Origin of the sequence: Paenibacillus sp. FSL K6-1558 (assembly GCF_038002565.1) — a bacterium.
Lineage (GTDB): Bacteria > Bacillota > Bacilli > Paenibacillales > Paenibacillaceae > Paenibacillus > Paenibacillus polysaccharolyticus.
In genome coordinates this window covers 81,195-101,440 of record NZ_JBBOCV010000002.1, presented here as the reverse complement: position 1 = coordinate 101,440, position 20,246 = coordinate 81,195, and the positions used below count along the sequence as shown (strand labels likewise).

General features: G+C 44.5%; 21 protein-coding genes. 18 read left to right on the top strand and 3 right to left on the bottom strand.

The features are described 5' to 3' along the window. Positions 1 to 37: 37 nt before the first annotated feature. From MHI38_RS28145 to MHI38_RS28135, 3 genes are read right to left on the bottom strand one after another with little or no spacing between them, the layout of a single operon-like run. The gene (locus MHI38_RS28145) at positions 38 to 1,048 is read right to left on the bottom strand and encodes a sugar ABC transporter substrate-binding protein (RefSeq protein WP_339838257.1); all 1,011 of its coding nucleotides are present in this window, start codon (positions 1,046 to 1,048) and stop codon (positions 38 to 40) included. Next, positions 1,041 to 2,639, bottom strand: a complete 1,599-nt coding sequence (locus tag MHI38_RS28140) for a response regulator transcription factor (RefSeq protein ID WP_341181973.1) — start codon at positions 2,637 to 2,639, stop codon at positions 1,041 to 1,043. The genes MHI38_RS28145 and MHI38_RS28140 overlap by 8 nt, the downstream gene beginning before the upstream one ends. After that, a complete protein-coding gene (locus MHI38_RS28135) occupies positions 2,636 to 4,447 on the bottom strand; it encodes a cache domain-containing sensor histidine kinase (protein WP_090920897.1) in 1,812 nt (603 codons plus the stop codon). Before MHI38_RS28135 ends, MHI38_RS28140 begins: the two co-directional genes overlap by 4 nt. A gap of 250 nt (positions 4,448 to 4,697) precedes the next feature. Here MHI38_RS28135 and MHI38_RS28130 point away from each other — a divergent pair, with 250 nt between their 5' ends. The 18 genes from MHI38_RS28130 (at position 4,698) to MHI38_RS28045 (ending at position 20,165) form a co-directional block, all read left to right on the top strand. Further along, positions 4,698 to 5,720, top strand: coding sequence for a substrate-binding domain-containing protein (locus tag MHI38_RS28130; RefSeq protein WP_154887369.1), 1,023 nt, complete (start codon positions 4,698 to 4,700; stop codon positions 5,718 to 5,720). A 123-nt stretch (positions 5,721 to 5,843) separates the two neighbouring features. Then, a complete protein-coding gene (locus MHI38_RS28125; protein WP_154958858.1) occupies positions 5,844 to 7,376 on the top strand; it encodes a sugar ABC transporter ATP-binding protein in 1,533 nt (510 codons plus the stop codon). 7 nt (positions 7,377 to 7,383) lie between these two features. Further along, entirely contained in the window at positions 7,384 to 8,424 is a 1,041-nt protein-coding gene (locus MHI38_RS28120; RefSeq protein WP_341181972.1) for an ABC transporter permease, read from the top strand. Beyond that, on the top strand, positions 8,414 to 9,388 hold the full coding sequence (gene yjfF, locus MHI38_RS28115; RefSeq protein ID WP_154886262.1) for a galactofuranose ABC transporter, permease protein YjfF: 975 nt from the start codon (positions 8,414 to 8,416) through the stop codon (positions 9,386 to 9,388). Before MHI38_RS28120 ends, yjfF begins: the two co-directional genes overlap by 11 nt. A 127-nt stretch (positions 9,389 to 9,515) precedes the next feature. After that, positions 9,516 to 10,571 carry a substrate-binding domain-containing protein gene (locus MHI38_RS28110; protein ID WP_154886261.1) on the top strand — a complete coding sequence of 352 codons (1,056 nt, stop codon included), beginning with the start codon at positions 9,516 to 9,518 and terminating at the stop codon, positions 10,569 to 10,571. A gap of 112 nt (positions 10,572 to 10,683) precedes the next feature. Further along, positions 10,684 to 11,262 carry an AAA family ATPase gene (locus MHI38_RS28105; RefSeq protein ID WP_154958856.1) on the top strand — a complete coding sequence of 193 codons (579 nt, stop codon included), beginning with the start codon at positions 10,684 to 10,686 and terminating at the stop codon, positions 11,260 to 11,262. Next, positions 11,228 to 11,695, top strand: a complete 468-nt coding sequence (locus tag MHI38_RS28100; RefSeq protein WP_154886259.1) for a DUF2691 family protein — start codon at positions 11,228 to 11,230, stop codon at positions 11,693 to 11,695. The genes MHI38_RS28105 and MHI38_RS28100 overlap by 35 nt, the downstream gene beginning before the upstream one ends. 150 nt (positions 11,696 to 11,845) lie before the next feature. After that, positions 11,846 to 12,724, top strand: coding sequence for a class I SAM-dependent methyltransferase (locus tag MHI38_RS28095; RefSeq protein WP_154959019.1), 879 nt, complete (start codon positions 11,846 to 11,848; stop codon positions 12,722 to 12,724). 38 nt (positions 12,725 to 12,762) lie between these two features. Beyond that, entirely contained in the window at positions 12,763 to 13,743 is a 981-nt protein-coding gene (locus MHI38_RS28090; RefSeq protein WP_186809542.1) for a phosphotransferase, read from the top strand. A 17-nt stretch (positions 13,744 to 13,760) separates the two neighbouring features. Beyond that, complete coding sequence (locus MHI38_RS28085; protein WP_154886257.1) at positions 13,761 to 14,117, top strand: NIPSNAP family protein; 357 nt, start codon at positions 13,761 to 13,763, stop codon at positions 14,115 to 14,117. A 28-nt stretch (positions 14,118 to 14,145) separates the two neighbouring features. Further along, positions 14,146 to 14,637: a GNAT family N-acetyltransferase gene (locus MHI38_RS28080; protein ID WP_154886256.1), complete on the top strand. Its 492-nt coding sequence runs from the start codon at positions 14,146 to 14,148 to the stop codon at positions 14,635 to 14,637. A gap of 27 nt (positions 14,638 to 14,664) precedes the next feature. After that, entirely contained in the window at positions 14,665 to 15,132 is a 468-nt protein-coding gene (locus MHI38_RS28075; protein WP_154886255.1) for a GNAT family N-acetyltransferase, read from the top strand. A gap of 41 nt (positions 15,133 to 15,173) precedes the next feature. Further along, the gene (locus MHI38_RS28070) at positions 15,174 to 15,749 is read left to right on the top strand and encodes a GNAT family N-acetyltransferase (RefSeq protein WP_154886254.1); all 576 of its coding nucleotides are present in this window, start codon (positions 15,174 to 15,176) and stop codon (positions 15,747 to 15,749) included. Between the two features lie 36 nt (positions 15,750 to 15,785). After that, positions 15,786 to 16,319: a GNAT family N-acetyltransferase gene (locus MHI38_RS28065; protein WP_154886253.1), complete on the top strand. Its 534-nt coding sequence runs from the start codon at positions 15,786 to 15,788 to the stop codon at positions 16,317 to 16,319. Further along, positions 16,316 to 16,966, top strand: a complete 651-nt coding sequence (locus MHI38_RS28060) for a hypothetical protein (protein WP_154886252.1) — start codon at positions 16,316 to 16,318, stop codon at positions 16,964 to 16,966. The genes MHI38_RS28065 and MHI38_RS28060 overlap by 4 nt, the downstream gene beginning before the upstream one ends. Continuing rightward, entirely contained in the window at positions 16,963 to 17,994 is a 1,032-nt protein-coding gene (locus tag MHI38_RS28055; RefSeq protein WP_341181971.1) for an alpha/beta fold hydrolase, read from the top strand. Before MHI38_RS28060 ends, MHI38_RS28055 begins: the two co-directional genes overlap by 4 nt. 228 nt (positions 17,995 to 18,222) lie before the next feature. Then, the gene (locus MHI38_RS28050) at positions 18,223 to 19,425 is read left to right on the top strand and encodes a glycoside hydrolase family 5 protein (RefSeq protein WP_253495235.1); all 1,203 of its coding nucleotides are present in this window, start codon (positions 18,223 to 18,225) and stop codon (positions 19,423 to 19,425) included. A 218-nt stretch (positions 19,426 to 19,643) separates the two neighbouring features. After that, entirely contained in the window at positions 19,644 to 20,165 is a 522-nt protein-coding gene (locus MHI38_RS28045; RefSeq protein ID WP_341181970.1) for a GNAT family N-acetyltransferase, read from the top strand. Positions 20,166 to 20,246 lie beyond the last annotated feature (81 nt).

The window sequence follows — 20,246 nt, the reverse complement described above, 5'->3', positions numbered from 1 at the left end:
TGAAAGGCTATTTCTATAGGGTGATTTCAATTCGTTACTATTCAGATGGAAGTATAGTTTGGTTGATTTCCTTTATCCCGGTATTAATAAAATTCTCAACAGGAAGTTCCTCGCTTGCACGCAGCAGCGTCTCAATAATTTTTGTTCCCCATACCTGCTCATTTTGCGAAATCACGGTTGATATCTGCCCATTTGACAGTCCTTTTTCACTAATTGAATTGCCACCGAAAGCGATTAGATGCCGGTTCAAGCCTTTGGCTTTCCAAACAAGGGTAGAGGCGGAAACGGATACAAAATCCAGCCCCACCACTGCATTAAAATGGGGGTGTGCATCAATCATGGATTCAATATCGTTGACCGCTCGATCTTCATTGCCTTGATTGTATCTGACTTCCAAAATTTCGATGTCAGTGTCATTACGAATATAATCAATGAATCCGTCCAGACGTTGCTGTAGACCAACCATCTCTTCCATACCACTTTCGACTAGAATCATGCCTTCATTATTCAGGAGCCTGGCTGTGGTCTGAGCAAACTGTCGGCCCGTTAGATAATTATCCGCTCCAACATACGCCATTCGATCGCTGGAAGGTGCATCCGATTCAAATGTAATCACCGGAATACCTGCTGCCGTAGCTTTATGAATGACCGGTGTAAGCGCGGCAATATCAATAGGAGCGATGGCAATTCCGTCAACATGTTGTTTGATCATATTTTCCAGAATGCGTATTTGCTGTTCGGTACTTGCTTCGTCTGGCGCGTTGACGGTAAGCGTCACATGATGTTTTTCAGCAGATTGTGTAGCATCCATTGTGATCATCTCATATGTCGGATAGGTCATCGGATAGATGATTCCGAAGGTTTTGTTTTTGGACGCGGATGCTTCCTCAGCTGTAGCAACATATTGGCTTACTTCCTGATTTTTGGGATGTGAATCACCTGAATCCGAATGGATCGTTGAACTCGAAGGGGCTCTCGTGCAAGAGGTTATCGATGATGCAAGCAAGATTAACAACAAGAACCAGCCAGCACTTTGGAGCTTACTCATACATCGGCTCTTTTCTCATGTCCACAGATGATTCATCGGGTACCACGGCCCCCCGTGTGCGATATTCCTTGGGCGTAAATCCGGTTGTCTTTTTGAATATATTTGAAAAATAGTGTGGATCGTTATATCCAACCTTGAATGCAATCTCAAATGTCTTGTTGCTCGTTGTTTTCAGCAGTTCTTTGGCTTTGCCGATTCTCACTTGGGTTAAGTATTCCGTTATGGTCTGACCGGTTTCCTGGCTGAAAATTTTACTGAGATGGCTTGGGCTAATACGCACATGTGCTGAGATACTCTTCAAGGAAACCTGCTCGTTATTGTATTGCCCAGACACATACGCTTTGACCTGATCAATGACATCACTGTATTTGCCAGAAGATGCTGCTCTTCGCTGCCATAATTGATCGAGCAGATCACACAAGTATCGGGTACAGGCTTCCCAGCTTGTAATTCCCCGGATCATCTGCTGCAAGCTCCGAATGTTCTCGTCCGGGTCAGCGCCCATACGAAAGATTTGATTCGCAAGACGGAAGGATTCAAGGGTAAGATCGTTTAACAAATAAACGCCATACGATGAAGAGTTCCAGTCCATCGACTGTAATGGAGCTGCGAATTCCTGTACAAAGCTGTCACGCAGATAGGGGTCACCAATCTTGAGAAATTCAAGAAATCGACTGCGATCTAACAAAATATTCATTTTCTCATCCAGGTGAATCTCCCGTAACGAAGCTTTGTTTTGCTGGGTCAAACGCGTGATATATTTGTCTTCATCCGCTTCCAGATAGGAAACATGAATGCCTTGCAGGCGTTCCTGATGACTTCCAATGCCAATAACGACACTGCAGTTGAACTGTTGCTCCAGATCGAGACGTATCTGTCCTCGAAGTTGTTCCAGATAAGCCATAATACGGTTTTCGGAGCTGGATTTAAGCAACAGCACCCGTTCCGTCCGGCTACGAATGTAAGAGAGAAGTTCCACATCAACGCTACAGCATTCCTCCAGAATCCGAAGTGTTTTATTTAATAATAACTCCGAATTTTGAGAATCATCATGGGGTCTGATATCCATAATGACAATGGTGTAGAATTTGGCAGAAAGAGATAGTGAGAGCTTTTTGGCAGAATCGATGGCATCCGATGTACCGATGAGCCCACCGCACAGATCGGCGAGCAATTTTTCTTTGGTCATCGTAAGACTGGTCAGTCGTTGTTCTTCTTCATCCATCTTCTGACTGACTTCATGCAATATCTGAAGAAGTTCTGTTGCACTGACGGGTTTAAGACAATATTCAGTAACGCCAAGCCGGATTGCCTCCTGAGCATAACTGAACTCATCATGTCCGCTCATAATAATGATCTTGATATGAGGTTTTTGCGCACGGATGATAGAGGCCAGCTCTAAACCGTTCATAAACGGCATTTTAATGTCGGTAATGAGAATATCAGGTGCCCATTCTTCGATTAAGGGTAAAGCCAGCTCCCCATCCGGTGCATCTCCGCAGTAGTGAAAACCTTCCTTTTCCCATTGTACGCTGTTGCGTATATTCTCCCGAATCCCGATCTCATCATCGACAATCATTACCTTTTTCAATGCTGAACCTCCTTGCTTTTGGGGATGCGAATCTGAAATGTACTTCCTTCCATATACGTGCTCTCCATCTCAACACCATAGGATGGGCCAAAATAGAGACGAATGCGATCATGCACATTCAGCAGACCAAACCCGCCGTCTTGCTCATTTTCTTGAGGAGAACGGGAACCAGCAGGTTGATCTAATTTTTCTCTCAACTGTGTCAGTTGTTCGGTGTTCATACCAATGCCGTTGTCACGCACCGTGAGCACAATGCTTGTATCGTCCGAGTATCCCTGAATCGAGATGAGTCCTTGACCCCGTTTGTTTTTGATGCCATGATAGATGGCGTTTTCGATTAGAGGTTGTAGTGTCATTTTCAGAATGGGATACTCTTGAAGCTCATGTTCGACCTTGATTTCGTATGTCAAAATATCGTGATACCTCATCTGCTGAATTACCAGATAATTGCGCGCATGTTCAAGCTCCGTCTGGATCGATACCCAATCAAAGCCTTTGTTCAGACCCAACCGAAAGAACCTGGAGAGCGCTTGAACCAGCTTGATCACACTTTCCTTTTTTTCGGCTTCAGCCATCCAGATGATGGACTCCAGCGTATTGTATAGAAAATGCGGATTAATCTGCGCTTGCAACGTTCGTAATTCGGCTATTTTGACTTGTTCATTTTCTTTGATGCTTTGGTCAATCAGCGTTTTAATTTTCTCCAGCATGATGTTGAAGCTTTGTCCTAAATCCGCGATTTCGTCCGAACCGGTAGGGGTGACTTTTACCTCCAGATATCCGCTAGCCGCTTTACGCATCTTGTTCATGAGAATTTGTATGGGATGAATGAGTCTGTTATTCAGGAAAAAATATAAAGAAATCGCAAAAAATGCGCTTAATAAAACACTGATGATAATTAGCTGGCGAATGCCATTGGCCTCCGTAATAATTTCCTGAAAAGGCGCAGCTCCGATGATTTTCCATCCCGTCTGCCTGGATGTACTATATACGACAAACTGCGGTTTCGAGCCTGCGGACAAGTTGAAGCTGTCTTGCTCTGCGTGTAGAGGCACGGAATTGATCTGGTTGATGATGGCGAGAGACGCCTCGCCCGCAGGCGGTGTGAAAAGTGTTTTCCCATATTGATCGTTAATATAGAAGAAGCCGGAATCTTTAATTTTCGTCGTTGTCAAAAAATCATCAATGAATGAATCATTCATATCAATCACAATAAAACCGATGACTTCATGTGTAATGCGTTCCTTGACGGTTGTCATAATTGAAAGCGCATTCTCTTTTGGGTACGCGAATCCATCCAAACGGTTATATTCAGCATAAGGTGCAGCATGAGGAATTCGCAAAATAGCGTTTGGGTACTGTACCAGATACTGAAAATAGGGATTGCGAAGCGGGTTACGCTCCAGCTTGAATACTCCTTTTCGTTCGCTGATGCCTTTGCCATAGAAGTTAACAAATGAGATGTTGAGTACCTTATCGTATTTGTAGGTTTCACGGTAGAGATTGTAGGTCTGTAAAATAGCCTTGGCTTCGCCATACGACTCGGATTGTGCGTACAAATACTGTAGAACTTGTGGATTCTTGCCCAGTTCTAGTAGCCGCTCCGTATCTTCAAACATGATGTCAATATTTCTGGCAAGCTGGTCCGCAGCCAGTTGGGTGGAGGCTTTGTTGTGATTCGATACAACGGTATATGACTTGTGGTACGAAATTAATCCAACGATAATCAGCGGTACAGAACTGAGGATGATAAACATGCTGAGTAATTTAAGTCTGAGGCTTGAAGCTATCCACCTAACAAGTTTCAACGTATTCCACTCCATCTGAAGGAATCAGGATCTAAAGGTAGCATTATTATAACATGAATTTGAACAATGAAAGCGTATCGCAAAATAGTACACCATTCACTAAAAAAATTACACGTTTATATGACATGTCCTCCACAATTACTAAATTATTACATAAAATTCGCATCACATTCCATGTTAGTAAATGATGTAAGCGTTTTATAATGTGATCACACCACACAAGGTGAACTGAAAAAGGGAGGATCACATGATGCGAAGCAAAAAAAAGTGGGGACTCGCCATCACACTGGCGATGGTTATGCTTGTAAGTACAGCGTGTAACAACGGTAATGGGGCATCTGGTAAAAATCAAGCGAGTTCTGGAGGAGATAGCGGAAGTGCACCTGCGACTTCCAAGACGATTACACTTGGTTTTTCTCAAGTAGGAGCGGAGAGCGGCTGGCGTTCAGCCAACACCAAATCCATTCAGGACTCAGCCAAAGAAGCCGGGTATGATCTGAAATTCTCGGACGCGCAGCAGAAACAGGAAAATCAGATCAAAGCCTTGCGCTCCTTTATTCAACAGAAGGTGACTGTGATTGCTTTTTCTCCGGTGGTGGAGTCCGGTTGGGATACGGTCTTAAAAGAAGCAAAGGATGCAGGCATCCCGGTCATTCTGACGGACCGCGCCGTAGATTCACCGGATAAATCATTGTATAAGACATTTATCGGTTCCGACTTTGTAGAAGAAGGACGTAAAGCAGGCCAGTGGCTGAGCGATAAGTATAAAGATGCACAAGAAGAGATCAATATTGTTGAACTGCAAGGTACAACAGGTTCTGCTCCAGCGAATGATCGCCAGGAAGGTTTTATGGAGATCATTGGTTCCAATGCCAAGCTGAAAGTGATCGCGTCCCAATCCGGCGACTTTACACGTGCCAAAGGGAAAGAAGTTATGCAGGCTTTCCTCAAAGCTCATAAAAAAATCGACGTTCTCTATGCACATAATGACGACATGGCACTTGGTGCTATTCAGGCGATTGAAGCTGCCGGTTTAAAACCAGGTGTAGATATCACCATTATCTCGGTTGATGCGGTGAAAGACGGTATGCAGGCAGCAGCCGATGGCAAAATCAATTTTATCGTCGAATGTAACCCGCTGCTCGGACCTCAGTTGATGGAGGCGGTTCAGGCTGTGGTGGACGGCAAGGAGATTGAGCCGCGCATCGTCACGGAAGAAACGACCTTTACATCGGAGCAAGCCAAAGAAGCACTGCCATCACGGCAATATTAAAAGCAGCTGCGGTTAACACCGAAAAGTCATTTTTCGACCTCACTGTCGCTAAATGACTTTTTTCTATCCCAATCGGATGGCCGTTCGAATGCGAACGGCTTCTACAATAAAGGAGAGATGGATATGGAGGATCATCACGCACCGATCCTGCAGATGACGGGGATCACCAAACGTTTTCCAGGCGTTAAAGCACTCTCTGACGTCAGTTTTCGCCTGTTTCCAGGTGAGATTCATGCATTAATGGGTGAGAATGGCGCGGGAAAATCAACGTTGATCAAAGTACTGACAGGGGTTTACTCGATTGACGAAGGCACGGTGACGATGGACAGTCGAACGCTTGCCATATCAGGGCCGCTAGAGGCGCAAAAAGCGGGGATTAGTACGGTATATCAGGAAGTGAATCTTTGTCCGAATCTGACGGTAGCGGAGAACATCTATATCGGGCGGGAGCCGATGAAGTATGGCCGAATCAATTGGAAACAGATGAACCAGGATGCGGAGAAGCTATTACGTGAACGATTAAATCTGGTCATCGACGTGAAAGCGCCTCTTCAGTCTTATTCGGTAGCGGTACAGCAACTCATCGCCATTGCAAGAGCACTTAGCATCTCGGCTAAAGTTCTTATTTTAGATGAACCCACTTCCAGTTTGGATAAAAATGAAGTGCAGCAACTTTTCCAGATTATGCGCAAGCTGAAAAGCGAAGGACTGGCGATTCTGTTCGTCACGCATTTCCTCGATCAAGTGTACGAAATGTCGGATCGCCTAACCGTGCTCCGCAACGGGGAACTCGAAGGGGAATACATTGCTGCATCGCTTCCACGTATGGAACTCGTACTCAAGATGATTGGCAAAGAACTCGAAATACTAGAGGATCTTCCTAAGCAAACGATCGAAGGGAAGTCAGAGACAGAAGTGGAGACAGATGCAAGGGAGGTTATGATTACCGCAACGGGATTGGGACGAAAAGGAGCGATCGACCCATTCGATTTAACGATTCGTAAGGGCGAAGTTGTGGGTTTGGCTGGATTGCTCGGATCAGGTCGTACGGAGATTGCTCGTCTGATCTTTGGCGCAGATCGTGCCGACGAAGGCAAGCTGACGGTTGCAGATACAGGTAACTCGGTAAAGTCACCGCGGCATGCGATTGACCAACATATTGCCTTCTGCTCGGAGAATCGCAAAACCGAAGGCATCATCGACGATCTGACGATCAGGGAGAATATCGTTCTTGCCTATCAGGCGACACGGGGCTGGTCGAAGCCTATTTCGCGCAAAAAGCAGGATGAGCTTGCGGAGAGATACATCAATCTGTTGCATATTCATCCTAAAAATCCGGAGCAGCTGATCAAAAACCTGAGTGGTGGCAATCAGCAGAAAGTATTGCTTGCGCGTTGGTTATTGATGAATCCCGATCTGTTGATCCTGGATGAGCCTACACGCGGTATTGATATCGGGGCGAAGGCGGAAATACAGAAGCTGGTGCTCTCATTGTCGAAGCAAGGCATGGGTGTTCTGTTTATTTCGTCGGAGCTGGAAGAAGTGATTCGGGTTAGCGACCGGGTAGCGGTGTTGCGAGACCGGAAAAAAGTAAAAGAGCTCAGTGGAGAAGAGATCAATCAGCAGCAAATTATGAAAGCGATGGCAGGAGGTTGACGTCATGATGAGCAGGATGCGAAAACATCATTTGTTTTGGCCGTTATGTATGCTCGGTTTACTTTTATTATTTAACTTGATTTATTCACCCGATTTTTTCTCGCTTGTGATACGTGAAGGCAATCTATATGGCAGTTTGATCGATATTCTTAATTTCGGCGCACCGCTGATTCTGGTCTCCATAGGTATGACACTGGTCATCGCAACCGGCGGTATTGATCTGTCCGTAGGTTCGATTGTTGCGATCTCGGGGGCAATGGCTTGCATGACGATCAGCAAAGGAACAGATCAAAGTTCACTTTGGCTTGTTCTGAGTGCACTTGCGTTATCGATTGGTCTTTCGCTTGTTCTTGGTGTGTGGAACGGAGCGCTGGTATCCGTAGCTCGAATCCAACCCATTATTGCAACGCTCATTCTTATGGTGGCTGGCCGAGGTGTTGCGCAACTAATCACCGACGGACAGATTATAACGGTGTCCAATGCACAATATCAGTACATTGGCGCGGGTTCACTTGCGGCGTTACCTTTCTCAATTTTCATCGTACTGACGGTACTGCTTATTGCTGTACTTCTCACGAGAAAAACAGCACTGGGGCTGTTTATTGAGTCGGTGGGGAATAACGCACGGGCGAGCCAACTTGCTGGCATTCGTTCCAAAACGGTCATCCTTGCCGTGTACGTGTTCTGTGGTCTCTGTGCCGGGATTGCAGGACTGATTCTCAGCTCCAATGTATCCAGTGCGGATGGCAATAATGCCGGACTGTGGTATGAGCTGGACGCTATTCTGGCTGTCGTGATCGGCGGGACTTCACTGAATGGTGGACGTTTCTATCTGATGGGTACGGTGGTCGGTGCGCTGATTATCCAGACCTTAACGACAACCATCTACATGATTGGTGTACCGCCTGAGGTTACACTCGTTGTCAAAGCCTTTGTTGTGCTCGCCGTATGTCTAATCCAATCCGATGCTTTCCGCAAGACCATGGCAGATCGCCTGAAAAAGCGGAAGTTTCCAGCTGAACAAGGGGTGAATCGCCATGTATCTTAATCGAAAGCTACTCCCGGTTCTGGTCACCTTTGGCTTACTGGCTGTTATGATTGCCATTGGCTCGTTCCGTTACACGGGTTTCTTTTCCACACAAGTACTGTTTAATCTGTTGATTGACAATGCTTTTCTCATTGTGACGGCGATTGGCATGACCTTTGTCATCGTATCCGGCGGCATTGATCTGTCCGTGGGTTCGGTCATTGCACTGACCACGATTATTAGTGCGAGTTTGGTTGAAAAACAAGGCTGGTCGCCTACCGTGGTCATTCCTATGGTGCTCATAATGGGTGCGGTATTTGGCACATTGATGGGAGCCATCATTCATTATTTTAAAATTCAGCCCTTTATCGTGACACTCGCCGGTATGTTTCTGGCAAGGGGACTCTGTTATGTCATCAGTACCGACACCATTACGATTACCAACTCGTTCTATACGGACGTTGCACAAGCCAAGATTCCGTTACCTGGAGGCAGCTTCGTTTCCGTTAATGTAATCATAGCTCTGATCGTCTTATTGCTTGCCATCTTCCTTGCCCACTACACCCGTTTTGGACGTAATGTGTATGCCATTGGCGGAAGTGAGCAATCGGCCATGCTGATGGGTCTACCTGTAGCCCGTACCAAAATTTTGGTGTATACCTTCAGCGGTTTTTGTTCTGCACTGGCAGGAGTTGTATTTACATTCTATATGTTGTCGGGTTATGGATTACACGCCATGGGTCTGGAGCTGGATACGATTGCAGCGGTAGTTATCGGGGGGACATTGCTGACGGGTGGCGTTGGTTACGTAGCTGGCACGTTCCTTGGTGTATTGATCCAGGGGGTTATCCAAACTATAATTAGTTTCGAAGGCACGCTCAGCTCCTGGTGGACGAAAATTGTGATCGGTTTGATGCTGTTTGTCTTTATTTTATTCCAACGACTTCTCAGTGAACGGCGAGTATCCGCCAAATCATTGCATTAACCCACTTTATAACCATTGGCGAGTTGAATTTCTCAACACACATTTAAGAAAAGCACGTCAGATCAGATTGTAGTGAGAGGCTGGCAGACTTGGTTGGTATAAATGATGTTAGAGGGGGAGGGAATTGGTGAAAACAAATGCGATTTGGTTGTGTGTACTGCTACTGATACTGTTATGTCTTTCAAGCTGCACCCTGGTTGAGTCCGAGTCCAAACCTCTTCCTGTCCCTTCAAACGTTGAATCCCTGCCCTCGTTAGAAGAATGGATGCAATCAGCGGAATATAACTTGCCTTCCAAAGAACCCATTATATTGGGCTTTTCGCAACTGGGTACGGAGAGTGCTTGGCGTATCGCCAATTCCACCTCCATTCAGGATGCCGCCAAGGAATCTGGAATTACCCTTATTATAAAAAATGCAGAGCAGTCTCAGACGAAACAATTTGAGGCTGTTCGTTCGTTTATCAAGCAAAAGGTAGATGTAATCGCTATTGCACCCGTGGTGGAATCCGGCTGGGATGACATTCTGCAGGAAGCGAAGCAAGCCGGAATTCCCGTCATCATCGTAGATCGGTCCGTTGACGCTAAAGATACCTCTCTGTTTGTAACAACGATCGGCTCGGACTTCTATGAAGAGGGTGTGAAAGCCGGAAAGTATATTCAGGATCGACTACGGAATATGCCAGGAACGATTCGCATTGCTGAATTGCAGGGCACAAGTGGATCAACGCCGTCTATCCAGCGGGGAGAGGGCTTTCGAAGCATTTTAGGGGATAAAGCCCAGATCTTGTTCTCGCAAAGTGCCCCTGCTGATTTCACAGAAAACAAGGGCAGGCAAGTGATGGAAGGTTTTCTTCAGGTTCGGGAAGAGGAGCGACCACAAGTCCTTTTTGCGCATAATGACGAGATGGCTTTTGGTGCTATTCAGGCGATTCAGGATGCTGGCTTGAAACCTGGTGAAGACATCATCATTGTGTCGGTAGACGGCTCACGGAAAGCACTGCAGAGTTTGGCGGACGGGCAGATTAATGCCGTGGTGGAATGTAACCCGTTACTTGGACCTCAGCTGATGCAAGCTACCAAAGAAATTATGGCAGGGCGCACACTTCCCAAACGCATGGTACCCCGAGAGGATATTTTCACACAAGAAAGTGCGAAGCGTGAGATGCTTAATCGAAAATTTTGAACGGCTAGAGTTTATAAAAATCCTGTTGGACAATCCCGACGGGATTTTGCATTTTTATTGAAGATGGCATATAGTATTTACCCGATATGATTTGATGTGAAGGAGTGAGTGTATGATCATCATGATTAATGGTGCGTTTGGTTCCGGTAAGACCTCAGCAGCGAAGGCGCTACAGCCAAGAATTGAAAATAGCATGATCTATGATCCCGAAGAGATTGGTTATATGATCCGAAAGCTTCTGCCTGAGGAACATCGGGAAGACCAGGAGCGCACCGATGATTTTCAGGATATTGAACTCTGGAAAGTGTTGACGGTGAACGCTGCGAGAGAGGTGAAGCAAAAATACAATAAACATTTGATTGTCCCCATGACGCTCTACAAGAAAGCAAACTTTGATTACATTTATAGTGGGCTAAAGAAGATTGATCCGGACCTACATCATTTTTGTCTAACGGCTGAACTAGAGACGATATATAAGCGTCTTGCCAAGCGTGGAGATGAATTCGGCGGATGGCAATATCAACAGGCTCCGAAGTGTGTTGAAGCGTTCAAGGCAGATGTATTCGAAACCCGAATTGCGACAGATCATCTGGCAACAGATGAAGTGATCGATATCATTTTGCAGAAAGTGAAGGGTAAAACTAAGAGGAGGCAATATGAAAAGAGGCATACAATTTCAAATTCCAAATGAATATGGGAGCTTTTTGGGAGAAATCCTGAAACCGATCAAGATTGCGGATTATGACTGGTTTGTTGGTGGGGAAGAGTCCTATTTAGTGGTTGAGAATAGCTTGGGAGAGAGTCTTTTTCCAGACCGGGTTATGGGCATGGCAGGAGAAGAGTTGCAGACAATGATTGATGATAACAAGTATTATTTGATCTTTGCCAATCTGAAAGCCTATCCGAGAGGTACAGCAATTATAGATATAGAGACTTACGAAGACTATGTAGAGAGTGATTGTCAGCTTGCATTGCTTGTCATAGATAGCAGTTACGTTGCGGTATACATTAAAGATGCTGAAATACGGGAAGAAATGCTTGAGCATATCAAGAGAATACGATACGAAGCGCTGGATTATATTACGGATGATAATGACGTAAGAACAAAACTGTCCGTCTGGTGATAATTGCTGGAAGTTCGAGATCAGATCATCCTGAAGTTGGATAGACTATGACATATTTTAGGAGTAGAATGAGATGTGTTGAATTGTAGATGAAGTTAGATGAAGTCCTTTGGAAATGTGAATGCGTTTACAAGAAAGGTGCGTAAACTATTGTCGGATTATTATTGGGATAACCAAATAGAGTATCTGAGAAATACACGCTGGCTTTATTATAACGATGATTATCTCGAATTTTTGGTTGAACGCGTTTGGAAGATTAAGCAAGCTGTACATATGATTGATTATGGATGTGGTTTTGGTTACATGGGACTGAAGTTACTCCCGCTCCTGCCTTTTGGCTCACGGTACACGGGAGTAGATCAAGGATCAGAACTGATTAAACATGCGAAAGAACTCTACGCACACACAACTTATCAGGCTGAATTCATAGAAGGTGACATTGAAACGGTGCAGGTCGAACGAACCTATGACATCGCGATAAGTCATGCTTTTTTGTTACATATGACAGAACCACGTGTGATATTGGAAAAGATGATTGGCAGTGTGGTGGATGGAGGTCGAGTGATTTGTTTCGAGCCACACTGGATTGCCAACATGGCGAGTTATGCAGTAGACGGTATGGAGCAGTCCAGTATTGTGCACCTGGGCGTACTTCAGAAGTTGTATGAGCAGGCTGCCGGAGAGAGTGGCAAAGACGGGAATATAGGAATGAAGATTCCGACACTGCTCAGTCAGCTTGGTGTTAGAGGCGTGGAATGCCGAGTAAGCGATCGTGTGAACTTTTTAGATCAACAGATGGATGAACCGGATAAACATACGTTGTATAACGCGTTAAAAGAAGAAGGGTTAGGAGCCGTCCCGGGTAACCGAGAAGAAGTCATTGCCCACCTCATTGGACGAGGATTAACTTCCGAGGAAGCCATCCATCAGTATGAGGCAGAAGAGAGATTTGCCAGGGAATTCAATGAACACACGTATATGACGTATGCTCCGAACATGAAAATTACTAGCGGGATTGTAATCGGATAAATTGAATGTATACCGAAGAAAGGCAGTGAAATTATATGGTGTCTACAGCAATACTTTCACAAGCTTCTCAATCCTTTGGCATTGCTCCGGACTCACTGGTTTTAGTAAGTCAATCCACGAATGTGGTTTACAAATACCATCAGCAAAATAAAACATATTTTCTTCGGTTATCGGAGAAACCGGCAGCTTATGAAACATCTATTCAGGCAGAAGTTCACTGGGTCCGCTATCTGGTATCCAAGGGGGTTCGTGCATCATTACCCATTCTAACAGTAGAAGGCAAGCTGACTGCTGTATGCCGTGATCAAGAGAAATGTTATGTTGCCGCGGTATTTGAAGGAGCGGCCGGATATTTTTTTGATAATGACTGGAGTGTGTGGGATACGGATTTATTTACTCGATGGGGAAGCGTGATGGGCACGTTACACCATCTAACACAGAGCTATCAACCCGATGATCCGAAGTTCACTAGAGCGGACTGGGCTCCACTGCAACTGGAGAATCCACATCTGCATACAGGTGACTATGCCTTGCTCCTAGGGAAGCTTCGAGCATTGGAGCAACAACTGACGGATTTGCCCAGAGAGGCCGAGGGTTATGGCTTAATTCATTATGATTTCCATCCTTATAATTTTTTGATTGATCAGGGTGAGCTTAATGTCTTTGACTTTGATGATGCGATACGCGGCTGGTATGCTCTGGATATTGGGATCGCGGCTGCACATGCGGTGTGGTGGGGGTCACATGATCCGAAGTGGGGAACGAAGGATGAGTTCGCGAAGACGTTTCTGACCGCTTTTCTGGAAGGGTATGTGCAACAACAGCCAATAAGTCAGGAATGGATCGCTCGGATTCCTTTATTCATGGAGTACCGAAATATAAGTTCATTCTTCTGGTGGTTGAAAGATTGGAACGGAGACGAAGGTAGCTTGTCCGATCATCAAAAAAATGCTATCTCAGCAGCTGTTGATCTGATCCAAAATGATCTAACGTTTGAAGGTTGCCGTTTTAAACTATAGAGCCGGAGGCTATGTCCGTGATTTATCGCAGAAAAACGTATATTATTGCTTCTTCTTTTGTGGAAGAATTTAATGCACTGTTCAATGATATTTTGCTGCCTGCACAACTGAAATACGGAGCGCGATTGATCGGCCGATGGCACACTCAACTGGAAGGAGAGACCAGTGAGATCTTTGCGATGTGGGAATACGATACGATGGAGCAGTATGAAGAGATTGAGCGCAAGATAAAAGCCGATCAAGAACATGTACGACGAGTACAGGAGCGTTATGATCAACTGGGAAGACATCGCTACGCCGAAGTGTTTAGGCAGGAGATACAGCAGCAGTTTTTCACCTCCACTGTGAATAGGGATCGGACTATATTACATTGAGATGTTAAAGCTAGGAGTGGTGTATAGGATGGAGACAGAAAGGCTTATATTTCGTGAATATACTAAAAATGATTTTGAACATTTATATATGATGACAAGTGAACCAAATGTGATGAAATACATTCGCCACGGAAATCCATGGACAAAAGAAGAAACGATGCAGACACTAGAGAAGTTTATTCAATGGAACAAGGGAGGCAAAGGACTTTTGCTTGCCTTTAACAGAGAAGATCAGCAGCTTGTAGGAACGTCTGGATTGATCCCGCAAGTCATTGATGGCAAGGATGAGCTGGAAGTCGGTTATTGGGTGCGAGAGCCCTATTGGAGACAAGGCTATGGGTATGAGCAAGCTGAGGCCTGGAAGGAGCACGGTTTGCAACGAGGGGAGAAACGTTTGATTTCTTTGATCCAACACGGAAATGCAGGCTCGATGCGGGTCGCGGAAAAGAATGGCATGACTCATGAGAAGGATGTCGACATCATAGGGAAACATGTTGCGGTATTTTCAATCGAGGTGTAGTGGTTAAACGTTAAATGAGGAGATTATATGAGAACACACATCATCCAGATTCATCCTGTTACAAGATATAATTGGGAACAGGCTCTAAAAATTTCGCTACATGAAAACCAAAAACATCTGGTTCCAAGTGTTACGGAGGGACTTGCTTATGCCTATATTAAACCATGGGATGAAGCATTTGATCCTTACGTTCTGCAAATCGAAGGCAAAATCATTGGATTCTTTTATATAAGTTATACGCCTGAAAGTACAGATAATTACTGGATTGGCGGCTTTCAGATCGACAAGACGTTTCAAGGGCAAGGGATGGGAAAACGAGCTTTAAGAGCCATCATCGATTTTATCACCGATAAACATCCGTTATGTCACATCATTTCTCTGACCGTTGAACGAGACAATCAGGTTGCCCAGCACTTATATACAAGTATGTCATTTGTAAGCGAGAATCTGACCAATTCGGATGATGAAATTATTTACAGATTGAAAATAAGATGAATCACAAAGTCAACATACATCGTTTAGAGAGAGGTATTTTTATGAGAACAATCGATTATAGCCAGTATTACTGGCAAGATGACAAAGTAAGGCTGAGAGCTTTTGAAGAAGAGGATTGGGAGAGTTGTTTCACCGGTGGCTTTGACTCTCCCGCGCGCATTTTGCTTGAATGTGCTGTTGAACTTCCGCCGACGATTGCTGGAGCCAAACGATTTATAGATCAGAACGTAGCATTCTCATCAACCAATGGTCGTATTATGTTTACCATCGAAAACCTGGAGGGGCAAACCATCGGTGGTATTAATCTGAACAGCATTGATGAGCGGAACGGAACGTTCAGTATCGGCATAGTCATCGATCAACCTTATCGTGGTCAGGGATATGGTACAAGCGCGATGAATATTTTGCTTGGTTACGCTTTTTTGGAGCGCAGACTTCACAAGTTCAACGATTATGTGCTGGAAGGTAACGAAGGCTCGGCTAGAATGATGCAGAAATTAGGTTGTGTGCAAGAGGGGATTCGTCGTCAGGTTGTTTATATTCATGGGAAACATATGGATTTTATTATGTTCGGATTAACGAAGGATGAGTATCTCGCTAATCGAGATACAAAGTAGGGAGACTTACTGGGCCAATAAAAAGGAGACAAAAGAATGATTACATACCAAATCTTGAACCTGGATCATGTAAAACAGTTACATGAAATTGATCGTTCTGAGTATATCGACCTCATCTATGAGGTCAGTGAACAGGGCTTAGTTGAGCACAAACAAGATCATGAGTGCGCGAATTGGGGTCAGGAACAACTGGAAGAGATGCAGGATCGTTATATTTATGAATTGCAGCAAGGGGGGATGGCTTATGGGGCTTTTGATGGTACGAGATTAGTAGGCTTTGGTGTACTTGCCCATCAATTTAGAGGGAAAGAGCAGAATCAGTTGCAGCTCGATCTCATGTATGTCTCCAGAGCGTACAGACGGCAGGGAATTGGGACACGAATTCTTGCTTTTTTAAGTGAAGAGGCAAGAAGGCGTGGAGCGCGGTCCTTGTACATCTCGTCAACAGAAACGAGATCAGCGGTTTCTTTTTATCAAAGCCAGGGCAGTGAAATGACAGGAGAGGCGGACGAAGAACTGTATACCAAAGAGCCCAAAGATATTCATATGGTAAAGGAGCTTAACGGATGACGACGGTTGGTTTGTTAGGAACCATTCATAACGCGGAACTTAGAGAGCGGTACAACTGTTCGCTGTCTCTATACAAGCGGATCATTCACGAATTCAAACCTGACGTGATTTGTGGTGAGGTGCACCCGCAGAGCTGGCAGAAGTACATGAATGATCCACAAGACAAGGGATACTGGGGAGAACCAGCCAGTGAATATTGGGAACTGATTTTTCCATTGTGTGAAGAACATCGCATTATTTTTGTTCCTATTGATTGGTTTGAACTCGATGTGTGGCATGACTTTGATCCATTTATCGGGTATGGAGCCGAAGAACGTAAGAAACTAGAGCAGCAGGATGATGCCTGGTTTATAAAGCAAATGGAAACTAGCTCGTATGGTAACATTCCGTTTAATTCGAATGAATTCGATCAAATTACTAGAATGAAATATGAATGGTTAAGTAAGGTTAGCCCCAAGTCGCAAAATATGCGCTGGCAGGTTCGTAACCAAATTATGATCCAGCGAGTGAAAAATGCGATGAAGGAGTACGCAGGTAAGCGAATTCTCTGCATTGTCGGTGCGGATCACAATTACATATTTCAGGATGAGTTACGGAAAGAGGATGTTCATTGGATTTATCCTTTGAAATTAAAGGAGAACGAATGAGGAAAAAGATAGCAAAAGTCTGTAAATATATCTTCTTTACCGTCGTAGGAATGTTCGTAGTTTTTCTCATTTTTCCTACATGGACACCGAGTATCGAAGGGGAGAACAGTATAAGCCGTATAGAGCAGATTGACATCAACGGTGAAGGGCACGAAGTGATGATCAGGGGAGCGGATCGAGCCAATCCGGTATTGTTATTTGTTCATGGTGGACCTGGGTACTCAGAGATTCCTTATGTAAGAAAATATCAGCGTGAGCTTGAGCGGTATTTTACAATTGTTCATTATGATCAACGCGGTAGCGGAAAGTCGTTCCATTTTACAGCGGATTATTCAAAGCTGACAACCGATGTACTTGCAGATGATTTAATCGCTCTGACAAAGTATGTTACTGAGGAACTTCATCAAGAGCAGGTGATCCTGGTCGGGCATTCTTTTGGGACGTATATCGGCATCAAGGCGGTTGCGAAGGCTCCAGAACAGTTTAAAGCTTATATTGGAATTGGACAGGTGGCCGACACCATTCAGAGTGAAATGGAGACGCTGGATTATACGATAAAGCAGGCAACCGCGGCAGGAAACAAAGCGGATGTGAAACAATTAGAGTTATTGCGTGATTCTGTGCAGCAAGGGAAAGGACTGACTCCTCGAACGTTTGTGCAAAAGTATGGCGGTTCAGCCAGACTCATTAACGAGAATGCTGATTATGTTAAAGGATTTCTGATAAATCCCGAGTACAACGGATGGGATGTCATTCGATTTTATACAGGGGTTCTCCAGTTGCAAGATCGGCTTGTGCGAAAAGCATTGGATCACCCATTGCCTGAGATTGTAGACGAGATCCAAGTTCCGACTTATTTCCTAATGGGGCAATATGATTATATGACGACCCTTAATGCTGCCAAGGATTACTTGCAAAAGTTGAAAGCACCCGAGAAAGAACTGGTTATATTTCATGAGTCCGCGCATTATCCTCAGTTTGAAGAGAAGGAACAATTCCTGGCTTGGCTGATTGAACATTTCAAATAGGATTGAAAAGTGTAAAAACCTGTCAAAAAGGACAAGAGAATGAACTTTATTTACCATAATTGTGTTATTATGTTGGTGCGAACCGTTTTTTCGCTCACCACTCTATTCATAGAGAAGGGAGGAATATATTTTCGTATTTCTTCAATCAATCCATTTTTTAACCATCTAGATGAATCACTAGAATAACTGCACTGCTTGTTCTAAAATAAAATAAGCGGAGGTACCGTTATGACGAAAACGTTTAAAAAATTTGGCATAGCCAGTTTGGCACTGCTTTTTATGGCCACAGCGGCGTTTGCGGGATGGAGCTCCAAAGCGTCGGCTGCTGATATGAGATCGTTAACCGCTGCGCAGATTACGGCGGAGATGGGTGCAGGTTGGAATCTGGGTAATCAGCTGGAAGCTACCGTGAACGGGACCCCGAATGAAACGTCATGGGGCAATCCAACGATCACACCTGAGCTGATCAAAAAGGTAAAAGCGGCAGGTTTCAAAACGATTCGTATTCCGGTTTCTTATCTGAATTATATTGGAAGCGCTCCCAATTATACAGTGAATGCATCTTGGCTTAATCGTATACAGCAAGTGGTGGACTATGCGTATAACGAAGGTTTATACGTAGTCATCAATATGCATGGAGACGGGTTCCACTCGATTCCGGGCTCGTGGTTACATGTGAACAGTGGCAATCAGAACGTTATTCGTGAGAAGTATCAAAAGGTGTGGCAACAAGTTGCCAACAAGTTCAGTAATTATAACGAACGTCTGATTTTTGAATCTATGAATGAGGTGTTTGACGGAAATTACAACAATCCGAATACGTCTTATTATGGTAACTTGAATGCGTACAATCAGATCTTTGTGGATACCGTTCGTAAAACAGGTGGCAACAACAATGCAAGATGGTTGCTTGTTCCAGGCTGGAACACAAACATTGACTACACTGTGGGCAATTATGGTTTTGTCGTTCCAAGTGATAATTTCAGATCTTCCGCCATTCCAAGCTCTCAGAAGCGAATCATGATCTCGGCACACTATTACTCGCCATGGGATTTTGCTGGTGAAGAAAATGGAAACATTACGCAATGGGGAGCTACCGCGACGAATCCTTCCAAAAGATCGACATGGGGGCAAGAGGATTACTTGGAATCTCAGTTCAAATCTATGTACGATAAATTTGTGACTCAAGGTTATCCAGTCGTTATGGGTGAGTTCGGTTCCATCGATAAATCTTCTTATGATTCCAGCAACAGTACCTATCGAGCGGTTTATGCCAAAGCCGTGACTGCCAAGGCGAAAAAATATAAAATGGTTCCGGTTTATTGGGACAACGGGTTCAACGGCCAGCATGGATTCGCGCTGTTCAACCGGTTTAACAATACGGTAACACAGCAAAATATCATTAATGCGATCATGCAAGGCATGCAATAATTGATATTGTCAGAAGGAAGAATGGGGCGGCATGTTTCTTATAACCAGGGACATGCCGCTTTAGTATGTTTTCTCAAAAAAGGTGATGCGAGTTCAGTCGTAATTTCCCATGAATTTTTACACAAGCCGCAAGTAGAATTCATTAAATGCCACACAATCATGGTTATACTTAATTTTGCTTTGATCTAGCGAACTTGAAGGATTGGGTGGTAGACAGAATGTTGAAGAAGCGTGAGATGCATGAATGTCAATCTCTGTACAGCTTGATGATGGATCCCGCAGTTTCCCCTTATGTTCGTTATGTATGTCAGTCGCAAGAGAAATTTATGTTTTTAACGAGGCAGTTGATCGCAGAAGAAGAACAGGGAAGTGTTATAACGCGTACGATTTTGAATGAAACAGGCACCGCAATTGGCACTATTGATCTGTATCACATTGTCAACCAGACTGGATTTCTGGCAACTTGGATTGGTGCTCCTTATTTCGGACAAGGATACAGTCAAAGAGCCAAGTCCGCGTTTTTGACAGAATTGTTTCTTGAACAAGATATACAGACGGTTTTTATGAAAATACGCAAACAAAATGTTCGTTCCCGCAAAGCGGTGGAGAAACTACCTTACGTTAACCTCTCCAATGACCTGTATCCAGAGGTCACGCAGTCCATATATGATTTGTACCATGTCGAACGTGCTACTTTTCTCGAAAGTCATATGGAATTGCATCACATTTTAGCTACGTAAGAACCACTGGTTGAGAGTCATCAAAGAATAGTAAAAGAGTATACACGGCGCCGTCAGAGATGACGGTGCTATTTGATATAC